The organism is Providencia sp. PROV252, assembly GCF_033676005.1.
GTDB classification, from domain to species: domain Bacteria; phylum Pseudomonadota; class Gammaproteobacteria; order Enterobacterales; family Enterobacteriaceae; genus Providencia; species Providencia vermicola.
The window spans coordinates 1,791,637-1,804,579 of the sequence record NZ_CP096294.1 but is presented as its reverse complement, the minus strand read 5'-3'; the positions used below and the strand labels follow the sequence as shown (position 1 = coordinate 1,804,579).

Here is a 12,943-nt window from a genome sequence, read left to right as displayed (position 1 = left end):
TAATTACTATGACAAATTTCCTAGAACTCTTTCAAGCTGTTGGTATTGGCCTTGTTTTGCTTCTCCCCCTTGCTAATCCATTAACAGCAATTGCAGTTATGCTCAGCATCTCAGCAAACATGACCAAAGAGCAACGCAACCACCAAGCTTTTCTCGCCTCAATTTATGTTTTTGCCATCATGACCATTGCTTTTTATGCGGGTCAACTTGTGATGAATACATTTGGTATATCAATACCAGGTTTACGTATTGCTGGTGGGTTAATTGTTGCTTTTATTGGTTTTGGGATGTTATTTCCTAATAGTGATCCATCAGATGATTCACCGACAACCCCATTAGATGACCCCAGTGTTCCCAAAAAACGCCAAGAATCCCCCAATATTGCCTTTGTTCCCTTGGCTATGCCAAGTACAGCGGGGCCTGGTACCATTGCGATGATCATCAGTTCAACTGCGTCGCTGCAAGGAAACGTAACCTTTGCGCCTTGGGTGCTTAAAGTCGCCCCCGTCATTACCTTTCTTTTAGCCAGTTTAATTGTGTGGATTGGTTTGCGAGGGGCAACGTCAATTATGAGATGGTTAGGAAATAGTGGTATTGATGCGATTGCTCGCGTAATGGGTTTTTTATTAATTTGTATGGGAGTGCAATTTGTCATCAACGGGATTGTTGAAATTATCGCGCAGCTCCCACACTTACTCACAGAATATCAATAAGACATCGCTAAAGCATTGTAGGCATTTTTCACTTTCCACAAATATCGTGGTGCCTGCGGTGCTGGGTGCTTAGATTGTACATGCTGATAAAATTCTTCAGGCGATAAATTATTAATCATCGCGATCGCCCGACCTTTATCATTATCAAAGGTTCTTAGTAATGCCCCAGCGCCATTGACGTATGCAACAACAGTTGCATAATACAACGTTTGCGGATGATTGATCCCAGCAAGGTGCTGATCCCTTAAAATTCGAATATAAGCTGTGCCGATATCGATATTTTTTTGCGGGTCTTTCAAATCATTGGAACTTGGTTCCCCTGATTTGCCTTGGAAACGATAAGCATCACGCCCTGCTGTCGAGGCTTTAATTTGCATAAGACCAATTGCATTTGATTTACTCACCACTTCTGGCCTAAAGTTTGATTCAACCTCAATGATTGCCCTAATAAGCGTTTCATCGACGCTATAACGGGAAGCAGAGTCACGAATAAATTCATCAAAAGGCGTACGTGGAAACGTGGTATTTTGTGCCGTTGTTGGCAGCGTATTACGATTGTCCAACATCCGCGTTTTTGTTGTTTGCCTATCAGGCTCGCTAGAGCAACCGGCAAGTAGCAGTAGCACAAAAGTACCGCTGATTATTTTTTTCACTGTTGTATCCTCTGCTATCAAAGCCACTGGGAGAATAACTAATCCCAAGAAAAATAAAATAATTTTTACTTAACTTTTACTTCAGGACGTGTTTTAGTCATACAAAATAACAGTGGGAAATAAAAACCCATAATAACTATAGATGTAATTCCCCATTTTTTATGTTTATTTTTGCAAATGATATTGATAATCATTATCAACTAAGTTATAAAGTATAATTGTTATCAACCTTAACAACTATACTGTTAAAAATGCTAAGCCTATAATGTCAGGGTCAACTTTTATGAAGAAGAACTTATCTCGATTATCCGCACCTTTACTTACCACTGTATTTGCGCTCGCGGCAATGCTCTTTGTGAGTCAACCCGCCTTTGCTAAAAAATTTAAAGTGGTCACCACATTTACCATTATACAAGATATCGCTCAAAATGTAGCCGGAGATGCCGCTGTTGTCGAATCAATTACAAAACCTGGCGCTGAAATCCATGGCTATCAACCCACACCTAAAGATATCATGAAGGCCTATGATGCCGATTTAATCTTATGGAATGGCATGAATTTAGAGGTTTGGTTCCAACGTTTCTTTGAAAACCTTAACAATGTTCCCGCTGTTATTGTGACCGAAGGGATTGAGCCAATGCCTATTCGTGAAGGGGAATACAAAGATAATCCAAACCCACATGCTTGGATGTCTCCTGCAAATGCCAAGATTTACATCGAAAACATTCGTCAAGCCTTGGTCAAGTATGACCCTGAAAATGCTGAAACCTACAATACAAATGCCAAAAACTACACGCAACAAATTGAAGCCCTTGATGCACCACTGCGTGAACGTTTAAACCGCATTCCTGAAAATGAACGCTGGTTAGTATCCAGTGAAGGCGCATTTAGCTACCTGACGAAAGATTACGGCTTTAAAGAAGTCTATTTGTGGCCAATCAATGCGGAAGAGCAAGGTACTCCTCTACAAGTTAAAAAAGTGATTGATACTGTTCGTCAATATAATATCCCTGTTGTATTTAGCGAAAGCACAATTTCTGACAAACCCGCTCGCCAAGTCAGCAAAGAAACAGGGGCTAAATATGGTGGTATCTTATATGTAGATTCACTTTCCACCGCTGATGGCCCAGTACCAACTTATATCGACCTGTTAAAAACCACTGTAGACACGATAGCTAAAGGATTTTCACAGTAATATGACTCACTCTAATCAATTTGAGCACCCCAATCTGGTCGTTGATGATGCAACCGTAACATACAATAACGGTCACACCGCAATTTATGATGCGAGTTTTAATATTACGGGAGGCTCCATTTGTGCACTCGTTGGTGTAAACGGTAGTGGAAAATCGACGCTCTTTAAAACCATTATGGGGCTTGTCACCCCATCATCTGGCAGCGTGACATTAAATGCCCAACCGATTAAAACTGCTTTAAAAGAAAACATTATTGCTTATGTCCCGCAAACAGAAGAAGTTGACTGGAACTTTCCTGTTTTAGTGTCGGATGTTGTCATGATGGGGCGCTACGGGAAAATGGGCTTTTTCCGTATTCCCAAAAAAGAAGATAAAGATGCCGTGAAGATGGCACTGGAACGTGTTGACCTTGCTGGCCTTGAACATCGTCAAATCGGTGAACTTTCTGGTGGGCAGAAAAAACGGGTGTTTTTGGCTCGTGCCCTTGCCCAGCAAGGTAAAGTTTTGCTTTTAGATGAACCATTTACGGGGGTTGACGTAAAAACCGAAAATGCCATCATCGATCTGCTACGCAGTTTACGTGATGAAGGCCACCTCATTTTGGTTTCCACTCATAACTTAGGGAGCGTCCCTGAGTTCTGCGACCAAGTCATCTTGATTAACCGTACCGTATTAGCCAGTGGCCCAACTGAAACGACGTTTACACAAAGAAACCTTCAGCAGGCCTTTGGAGGAGTACTACGCCACATCAATCTGTCAGGGCAAGAACTGCATGATGATGATGACCCTCGCTCAATTACCGTCATTACCGATGATGAAAGGGCTGCGGTTTTTTATGGTCATGATCACGATGCGCCAGTGAGAAAAAATCAGCCAAAGGGTGAAGAATGATTGATTTGTTATTAGAGCCCTTTAAATACGATTTTATGATAAAAGCCATTTGGGTGAGCGCCATTGTCGGTGCCGTCTGTGCATTCTTATCTGCGTATTTAATGCTAAAAGGCTGGTCATTAATGGGTGATGCCCTTTCCCACTCCGTTGTTCCAGGGGTGGCTGGAGCTTATGCATTAGGCTTACCTTATGCTGCAGGTGCTTTTTTTACGGGGATCCTCGCGGCACTTGCCATGACGCTGGTAAAACATTTAACTCGCCTGCGTGAAGATGCCGTTATCGGCTTTATCTTTTCCACTTTCTTCGCTGCGGGATTATTAATTGTTTCATTAAACCCAACCTCGGTAAACGTGCAAAGCATTATATTTGGTAATATTTTAGGCATTGCAGATGCGGATGTGCTTCAAGTTGAAATAATTATCGGTGTTTCATTCATCGTTTTATTATGCTTATGGAAAGACCTTTTAGCCGTCTTTTTCGATGAAAGCCATGCGCGCTCCATCGGTTTAAACCCCTTACGCTTAAAAATCATTTTCTTTACATTATTAAGCGCCTGTACAGTCGCCGCACTGCAAACGGTTGGGGCTATTTTAGTGATAGCAATGGTTGTCACGCCTGGCGCCACGGCCTACTTACTGACTGACCAATTTAAGCGATTGTTAATCATCTCCGTGACTATCGGTACTGTGACCAGCGCAGTTGGTGCATATATCAGCTACTACCTTAATGGCGCAACAGGTGGGTTAATCGTCACGTTGCAAACCATGATTTTCTTATTGGCTTTCTTCTTTGCACCGAAGCACGGCATTTTTGCCTCTCGTCGCAAGGCGAAAAAAGAAGTCGCCCGATTACACCAGCAAGGAGCCTCTCATGAGTGATTTTATTGACTTATTGATGGCACCATTCGCATTTCCTTTTATGCAGAAGGCATTAATCACCGCTATCGTAACAGGAACTGTGTGTGCGATTTTATCTTGCTTTTTGGTGTTAAAAGGCTGGTCTCTTATGGGGGACGCTATTTCCCATGCTGTTTTACCAGGGATCATTATTGCCTCGCTGCTGGGTATCCCATTAGCAATTGGGGCATTTGCCTCAGGGTTATTTTGTGCCGTCGCTACGGGTTATCTCAAAGAAAACAGTCGAATAAAAGAAGATACGGTCATGGGGATTGTGTTTTCAGGAATGTTTGCTATCGGTTTAGTGATGTTTGCTAAAATCGATACAGAGCAACACCTGACGCACATCTTATTTGGCGATATTCTGGGGATCACCGATAGCGAATTTAAACAGATTTTACTGTTTGCTGGGATCACGATTGCAATTATTTTACTGAAACGTAAAGATTTTATGCTGTATTGCTTCGACCCAAACCAAGCTCGCGTGATTGGCTTACCCGTTAAGTTGATTCATTATGGTTTGTTATCGTTATTAGCGTTGACCATTGTTGCCTCACTGCAAGCTGTTGGGATCATTCTTGTCATTGCCATGCTGATTTCACCAGGAATTATTGCGTTCGTTCTTTGTCGTAGCTTTGGCAAAATGCTGGTCGTCGCCATTATCGCTTCAGTGACATCTAGCGTCATTGGTACTATTCTTAGCTTTCATATTAATGCAACAACAGGGCCAACCATCGTGGTGACTCAAGCTGTTTATTTTGTTATTGCCCTAATCTATAGCAAGCTGGTATTAGCCCGTAAACGGAGCCAGACAAATCCCCAAAGTATGCACACAGCTTAAACTAAAATCATACGTTCATATAAAAAGGCTGATCTAAGCTATTGAATTTACCCTATATAGTTAGAGCAGCCTTTTTTTGAAATATGATAAATTATGAGTAATCGCTTATTTACGTAGTGTGCGAGGTCGCTGGTGTACAACGGTATTTCTCTGCAGTTCAGCCGCTTCCATATCATAAACTTTCATTTCGCCGCTTCCTGCGGGCAATGCACGTTCAACCACCAGCTCGGCGTCCGATTGAGCAATTAACGCTTGCAATTGCTGATGCTGACTGCACCAAATTGCATCAATATCTTTGTCTCGTTGAGTGTCCCTTTGTGTGGATAATGCCACTGTACGTGTTTGAAAACGAGCTTGTTTTCCCCCCAACTCTAAACCATATCCTGGGGTTGCAGGGTGCCTGACCACGACTTTACCATCATCCATCCAGGTTTTAACATCCGTTTCTTGGACCTGATAACCCAGCTTACCTAAGCCGTCTAGCACCGTTCTTCTTTGCGCCTCTGCGACAAACGCCTGTTCCGCGAAATTAATTCGTGCATCTAATTGTTCAGCCAGTGACATCAACTCAGCAACTGAGCTTAAATGCGTTGAAGCTAATGCATCTTTAATAATTATTGTATTTTCCTCATCAGAAAAAATAGCAAGCTCAGCACAAAGCTGTTCAATTTTTTCAACTAACTCAGTATGTTGCTGGCTTTCTTTCAACTGCTTAGCCAACATTAGGATGAGTGAATCGGCTCGTAAGTGGCGCTGTGGGCTTTCATTCATGGCTTGAATTTCAGTGAGCTGTTGCTGTGCACTTTGTACTTCAGACAAATATTCCACCAGTTTAAGCTTTTCAATCATCAGTAAAATTTGCTCACATTGCTTGGCAAATGGTGATAATGGTGCGCCGTGCTGCCAAAATTGAGGGACACCATCAGATTGAGCTTTTAACTGATCTAATAATTGATTAGCAAATGGTGAAAGCTGATTTTGCACGTCATTTAATACGGCGAGTGCGCGGAAAATGAGTGAGCTCGTGGCCTTTTCGGTCATCGTATCTGCATTTTCTAACTCCGCAATTAGCTGTTTTTCATGGGGAAGTTTTTCACGAACTAACGCGGCTAAAGATTCTAGGTTGTGCTGTCGGTGCGCGTTTGTTCTTGCCACTAATGCCTGTTGTTCAAGTTGTTGTTCGCGAACGGTTTGAATCTCGTGTTTCAATGTGCCATTCAACTCACTTAATTGATTTTTCAACACCGTTAACTGGCGTGCAGGCAATGTGGCAGTGTCACTCGTTGAAAGCTGCTGAAATAATGTGGCTAATTGCTCAATACGTGACTGATGATACTGGGTTGTATTGGCCATTTTTTGCCATTGTTGAAACATTTTACTTGTCACAGCCAATTGCCGACGGCACTGGATTTCATTCATTTCCCTAACGCTGATACGATGCACAGATGAACTCATAACTCGCCCTCTTGATTAGTCGCCATGCTCTTAGAGCCATTTAAATTTAATGATGCGTGGACAATCGCGTCCTGTAACTGTTGCTGCGCTAATGCTCTATTGTTATACCAGTCAATAATCGAAATGCGGTGACGTTGGGGGATCACGCGACTTAAAATATTGCTGCGCCATAACTCTCGCGCTCTAGCCGTATGCAAAAGTGGGTGTGAGGGCATGTCACATTCAATACCAATGAGTAATTGCCCAGTTATTTTATCTTCAATCAGGCAATCAAAATGAAACACTTCTTTTTTTGTAGATACCGTTACCTGCCAACCATTTTCCTGAATAAATTCAACGACTGAAGCGACAAACGCACTTGGTTCCTCAAGTGTATCCTGCACGGCAAACTGAGTTTGGCACATTCGGTTAAGCAATTTTTGGTTTTCTTTCTGTTTTGTCGGATCACATGCGTCTTTTGCATAAGCTAAATAACCTTGTAAGTAATCTCGCGGGCTTTCAGGCTTACGATAGGTTGTCAATAAATCCGATATTTCTTCAATAGGCATCGAAGACATAATGACCACACGTTGTCGTGCCCGTGTGATCGCAACATTTAAACGACGTTCTCCCCCTGATTGCCCTAATACGCCAAAATTACGCCTAAATGTCCCTTGTGTATTACGGCCAAATGTAGTGGAAAATAAAATCACATCACGCTCGTCTCCTTGCACGTTTTCCACATTTTTGACAAAAAAGGACATATCTTCTTCATCTAAAAAACGTTGATTTTCTTGAGTATAGGCAGCCAAGAATTCGTCGTCCTGCTCCGCACGCAAACGAATATGTTGATTAATCAATGTTGTTTGCTTTTGGTTAAAGGTGACCACGCCTACTGACGGGCGTTGTGCAAAAGGTAATTGCCATAATGTTGCAAGATGGTCGACAATCGCTGCTGCTTCTGCCTCATTTGTTTGATTTGTATACACACCATTAACCGCCACAAGTTGTAGCGGCTTAATTTTATTAACTAATTTTGCTGAAAATTGTGCTGGGATATTTAACCGGTTTTCATAGAAAGCAAAGTTTGAAAAGTTGATCAGTTCCCGATATGCCGAACGGTAGTGGATATCTAGAGTATGCACAGGCAATACGGTACGCGCTAAATGCAGCAAGTCAGGGCAATCACTAATTTGCCGATAATCCCATTCCTCATCGGCCTCTTCCTGCTGTTCATCTTCATCATCATGATTGTCTTCTTCAACCAGCTTCCCTGTGAAGAATTTCGATGGTGGCATTTGCTTCTCATCACCACTGACAATGGCTTGTTTCGCTCTAAACAAGGTAGATAATGCAAATTCAATCGGCATTTGAGACGCTTCATCATAAATTACACTATCAAACATTGCCGCTTGCAATGGCAATACTTGGCTTGCCACATCAGGTGTCATCAGCCAAATTGGGCGTAATTGCATCAAGCCAATTTCGCGTCCTTCATTAATAAACTCCCTTAAACGGCGCGCCCTTGGCCCTGCAAGGCGTGTAATTTCTTCCCATTCACGGCGCCCCCCCATTTTAGCTAAGTCATAATTGCGTGTCAGCGCTGTACGATTAAACGATTGCAGTTGTTTCTGTGCGCTTTCAAGTTCCGCTAAATCCGCCATAAATTGTATATTATTAGTTGAAAGTGCAGGTAATTTGGCATCAAATTGCGCTTTGACAAAGTGATAGAAACCGTAGCTAATGGTTTGGCTCAGTACCGCAACCCAATCTTTTTGGTGGCTATTCTCATGAATATATTGCGCAGCGACAGGGTATAATATTGATAAAACTTGCCAATGTTGTTGAGTAAAATTAGCCGTTTCCATTCTAAATAATTGATATTTTAATAAGTTATTTTTTTCTTGGAATATTTGGGCTAATTCGTCCGTAAATGATTCTCCTTTATTAATGGCACATTGGAAACGTTCAACCGTCTGAGGTGAAAAAACAGACGCCATACGTTTTAATTGGCTCGTGCTTTCACGTTGTGCTTTAACTCTTGCAATCGCAGACTGCACCTCAAGGCACTGGCGTTCAAACCCGATTTGTTGTTCATCAATAATAGCGAATAAAAAATGTGAAATTTCAGGGTATTGAAGTAATAATTGGCTCGTATTATCCACCCATTTTAATTGCTCAATTAATTGCGGTAAGTGAGCTCGCCAATCCTGTTCAAAATTAACACCCATTTTTTGATAAATAGGCATAATTTCTTGTGCAATCAAACGCCATTGTTGCTCTACCTCAATCGTTGCTTGCAACACAGGCAAACTCGTCTGATTTACCCCACTTTGCGCTATAAATTGCTGTAACAGGTTATGGCGCCCGTAATAAAATGGGTTGAGGAAGCGTAACCATGAACCTTGCATTGACTCAATTGCTGCGCGAGATAGCTGAGCCAGTTTTTTCGACTCAATCCCCTTAAACAATGGGAACAACAGTGAATCTGTATTCACCACGTCAATCAATAATAAGCGTTGATAGTATTGTTCTAATTGTTCAATAACTGTTTTACCTGTGGTGACTGAACCCTGTAAATTGATAAACAAAGCTAGCCACTGGGATAAGCTTTGCCACTGCGCCTGCGTTTGCAGGCCCAAATGCCGTTTTAGTTGTTCCAGAATTAATTCATGGCTTGTCAGTTCAGTGAGTTGAATACGGTGATAATCCGATTGGTACACCTGATCACGCTGCTTTTCAGCCTCTATAAATAATGCAATATATTGATTAAACAGCGTATATTGATGGTCGTTCACAGAAAACAGGGCCAATGCTTTTAGTGCACTATTTTCATAATCGAGTTGCCACCAGGCCTGAGCATGCTGGTTTACATCATCAAAAAGTTGGGCAAATTTGGTTTGATTAAACTCATTAAATACTGGGGCTAACGCATCATTCTGGATGTTTAAGCGCTCTGAATCTTCAACCTCAATTAATTGACTTAAAATTTGCTTATAAGACAGCTGCCAATACTCATCAACATGGTTGAGTGCATGGTAATAACCATCGAGTTTTTGCTCAAAAAATTGTACTCGGTAGAGTAAATTAGCGCGTTCTTCTTGCCAATCTTGTTCAAATAATACGCTGTTTTCTTTGTTCCACAGTTGCTCGATTTGTTCACGTACCGCCAAAATAATATCACGGCCCTTTTGGTTCTGGTTGATGAGCAACGCTCTGTCGCCTAAACCATTGGCAACCAATCGCTTATATACCACCTCAAGTGCCGCAGGCTTTTGGCATACCACTAATACTGTCTGTTGGTGGCCTAATGCATCTGCAATTAAACTAACGATGGTTTGGCTTTTCCCTGTTCCTGGTGGCCCTTCAATCAATAGTCCAGTTTGTTGCTGTGCCGCTTGAACGACACGTTCTTGAGAGGGGTCAGCAAGGGACAACGCAAATGGGCTCAGGATATTTTCGGAGTCCATAACAGGTTCTTGAATATTAACTGAATTCACTTTCAGTAAGGTCGACAACGCCGTTTGAGCAATAGAGGTATTCGCGATTTGCTGTAGATCGCTACTCATCGCCTGCCCAATAAATGAGGTATGAAATAGCACCGCGGAACAGGCAATTTGCGCACAGTTTTCAGCAACTGGGTCGGTTAATGCAGGTAATGGAGCTAAATCAAGGTCTTGTACTGGCAGCAATGCTGACAAACTTTCCATGACTTCACCAATGGTCAAGCCTGCTTTAGACAATAACGTGTCTAACGCTCCCTGCCATTGACTCATTGCAGGAATACCGACAAAACTCGCTAATGCAGGGTTAAGACGGACGGCTCCTCGTTCGTGGTCAAAATTCAATTGGATGGGACTTTGTTGTGCAATAGCCGATTGCATTGAAATTGGCCATAAAAATAATGGGGCAATTCGGGGTTTAATTTGGTTTGGCTGGGTATTCAGTACTAAAAAAGGAAATCCCAGATACATTCCATTTATACCTGTATCCCTTTGATATAATTGCGTATCTGCTTGCAACATTCTTAAGCGGCTATTCACACCTTTTCGCTGTAGCAACATATCGCTATCAATCGTTATCAACCCTTTTTTACGATTAAGTAGATGTTCCAATAATGTGCTTGCACGGCGAACTGCACTATCACACTCAGTTAAATCAATACGCCCTGTATTTGGCGTTAAACGCATGCGAACTAAATTACCCCGCTGTGTCACCGCCGTTAGTTTTTGGTTAAAAAAGCGCAACACTTCTAGTACATATTTTTGTGATTCAGGAACTTGCCAGTGTTCTACGGGTACTGCCAGTAATACCAATATTTTCTTAAGTGAAAGCCTACGCATCAATAAAAACTGGTCAACCCAACTGTCTAAAACGGCCAACCCAATACGCTTGAAGTCACTTACTCGTTCACTAAGCAGTAAATACAATTCCTTACGCGTTAGTGAAAGCTGCTTTTTGGCGATTTCATGATCAAAATTATGAATATCGTTTTGTTTAGCGAGTTCAAATGCCTGTTCAACTAATGCTGACACTGAAATAAATTGGCCAATATCCGCACTCAATAATAGAATGTAATCAATTTCTTGTGGACTTTGCCTGTCAAATAGCCCTTGTAAACTTTCATTATGTGAATCAGGGAATTGGGCATGAAAGAGCGCCCATCTTGCCGATAATTGATTGATTGACGTAATCAATAAATACAATCTGAGGCTTTCTTCATTCAAAATGATGTTTAACTGATTTGCACGTTCACGCACCAAGTATTGGCGATGATAAAGCTGTACTAGCCAATGCTGTGGGTCAATATCTTGAACGTATTGGTTAAGAGGTTCGCTAATCAATGCAAAAGCTAAATTTGGGTTTTCTAACAACCATGCAGGGGTAATTATCTCACCGCGGTAAATCAACGGAATGTTTTCATTCAAGATTTTTAAAGCGAAGGTCAGCTTAATGTCATCGAGATTTTCTTGATGAAAATCACTATCCAGCAATGCCTGCAATTTTACTAATTGCGCTTGGCTATTTTCAAATTGTGCGAGCCAAGAGCTTATATCCCCCCGAAATAAAAGTGGCAACGCATCATCCCAATGGCTAGCTTCCGCGGCCATCAATGCAAATACATCAGGTTGCTGGAATTGCCGCCCTGCAAACGTCAGCGTGTGGAAATGGTTTTGTCTATTGGTTTCTTGAATTTGAGGAGCTTGTTGAGGCTTCCCTTGTAGCCAAGCTGATACTTGTGGCCATTGCCAACGTAAAAAACGATCACGACACAACAACCCGCGTAATAACAACTGAATATTCGGATGTAAATTATCAGGTAAATCAACGCCATTCGTCATAACCTGGATAAGAAAGGCATTATCTTGAACCTGGGTAAAGCACTGCCCTTGGGTGAGTTGTTCCAAGAGAATAATTCCTAGGCTCCACCAATCAGATGCTGCACTGACACCCCCCGCTAGCGTTTCAGGTGCTGAATAACGAGAAATATCCAGCGGTGTAACAATATCAAGGTCAAACTCAGATAGGCAGGCGGAACCATATTCAATCACAACGATATCTAAGGGATGACGACGACGAATAAGTAAATTAGCGGGACACAAATTACGATGACGCAGCCCATGTTCTGCAAACGCCGCAAGAGCCTGCCCCATTTCTTCCACTAATCTAGGAATTTCATGAGGTTGCCAAAATTCACCTTGTTGTATAAATTGGCTTAATGATCCCCCCTCAAGCATTTCAGTCACATGCCATGCACGGTTTTCATAGCGGCCTATTTCATAAAACTCGGGAACATGCTCAGTTGGGGTACGCTTAATGACTTGATAAATATTGGGATCTGGCTCCTCCCCTTTTTGATACAGGGTCAGTACACCACGTTTTTCTTCAGTACAATGCGTGACAAAGTAGCGTTCTCGGGGGCTATCACTACCATTAATCCGTCTTTCTATACGCCAAGAGCCTATTTGAGGATAGGATGACGATACAACTTCAATGACGGGTTCTACTGCGACATCAGCCCCACACTCGAGGCAAATAAAGTCATCTGCAGCTATTGGGTGTCCATTTTCACAGTAGCGTACTTGACGGTTATCTGTTTCTCTTTGATGACTGTTTGAAGCTGAAGTTTCGAGCGGAGTCACTTGCTCTTTTTCTGGTCGCCATCCTTTTGGATGAATAGGCTCTAATGTTAGGTCCCAACTACAGCGTTGGAAACTTCCTTGCTCTGTTTGGATTTGCCCCGCACAAAATATTTCCGTCAGCGGCCGTTCTGTTAAACAATGCGGGCAAAAGCGTATCATCGTCATCCTTCTCTCTC

Annotated in this window: 8 protein-coding genes; 5 read left to right on the top strand and 3 right to left on the bottom strand. The window is 42.2% G+C overall.

What is annotated here, in order from left to right; translation table 11 throughout:
* Positions 1–8 precede the first annotated feature (8 nt).
* Positions 9–713 carry a MarC family NAAT transporter gene (locus tag M1F05_RS08235; RefSeq protein ID WP_206084003.1) on the top strand — a complete coding sequence of 235 codons (705 nt, stop codon included), beginning with the start codon at positions 9–11 and terminating at the stop codon, positions 711–713.
* Here M1F05_RS08235 and M1F05_RS08230 read toward each other — a convergent pair.
* On the bottom strand, positions 707–1,366 hold the full coding sequence (locus tag M1F05_RS08230) for a transglycosylase SLT domain-containing protein (protein ID WP_206084002.1): 660 nt from the start codon (positions 1,364–1,366) through the stop codon (positions 707–709). The two genes, M1F05_RS08235 and M1F05_RS08230, sit on opposite strands and share 7 nt — an antisense overlap.
* A 283-nt stretch (positions 1,367–1,649) precedes the next feature.
* Here M1F05_RS08230 and M1F05_RS08225 point away from each other — a divergent pair, with 283 nt between their 5' ends.
* From M1F05_RS08225 to M1F05_RS08210, 4 genes are read left to right on the top strand one after another with little or no spacing between them, the layout of a single operon-like run.
* The gene (locus tag M1F05_RS08225; RefSeq protein WP_206084001.1) at positions 1,650–2,561 is read left to right on the top strand and encodes a metal ABC transporter substrate-binding protein; all 912 of its coding nucleotides are present in this window, start codon (positions 1,650–1,652) and stop codon (positions 2,559–2,561) included.
* Between the two features lies 1 nt (position 2,562).
* Complete coding sequence (locus M1F05_RS08220; protein WP_206084000.1) at positions 2,563–3,453, top strand: manganese/iron ABC transporter ATP-binding protein; 891 nt, start codon at positions 2,563–2,565, stop codon at positions 3,451–3,453.
* Complete coding sequence (locus tag M1F05_RS08215; RefSeq protein ID WP_206083999.1) at positions 3,450–4,331, top strand: metal ABC transporter permease; 882 nt, start codon at positions 3,450–3,452, stop codon at positions 4,329–4,331. The genes M1F05_RS08220 and M1F05_RS08215 overlap by 4 nt, the downstream gene beginning before the upstream one ends.
* Positions 4,324–5,190, top strand: a complete 867-nt coding sequence (locus M1F05_RS08210; RefSeq protein WP_206083998.1) for a metal ABC transporter permease — start codon at positions 4,324–4,326, stop codon at positions 5,188–5,190. Before M1F05_RS08215 ends, M1F05_RS08210 begins: the two co-directional genes overlap by 8 nt.
* A 105-nt stretch (positions 5,191–5,295) precedes the next feature.
* Here M1F05_RS08210 and M1F05_RS08205 read toward each other — a convergent pair whose 3' ends face one another.
* Positions 5,296–6,645 (bottom strand): hypothetical protein, encoded by a 1,350-nt coding sequence (locus M1F05_RS08205; RefSeq protein ID WP_206083997.1) that lies wholly within the window; start codon positions 6,643–6,645, stop codon positions 5,296–5,298.
* Positions 6,642–12,932, bottom strand: a complete 6,291-nt coding sequence (locus tag M1F05_RS08200; RefSeq protein WP_206083996.1) for a protein kinase domain-containing protein — start codon at positions 12,930–12,932, stop codon at positions 6,642–6,644. The genes M1F05_RS08205 and M1F05_RS08200 overlap by 4 nt, the downstream gene beginning before the upstream one ends.
* Positions 12,933–12,943: the final 11 nt, after the last annotated feature.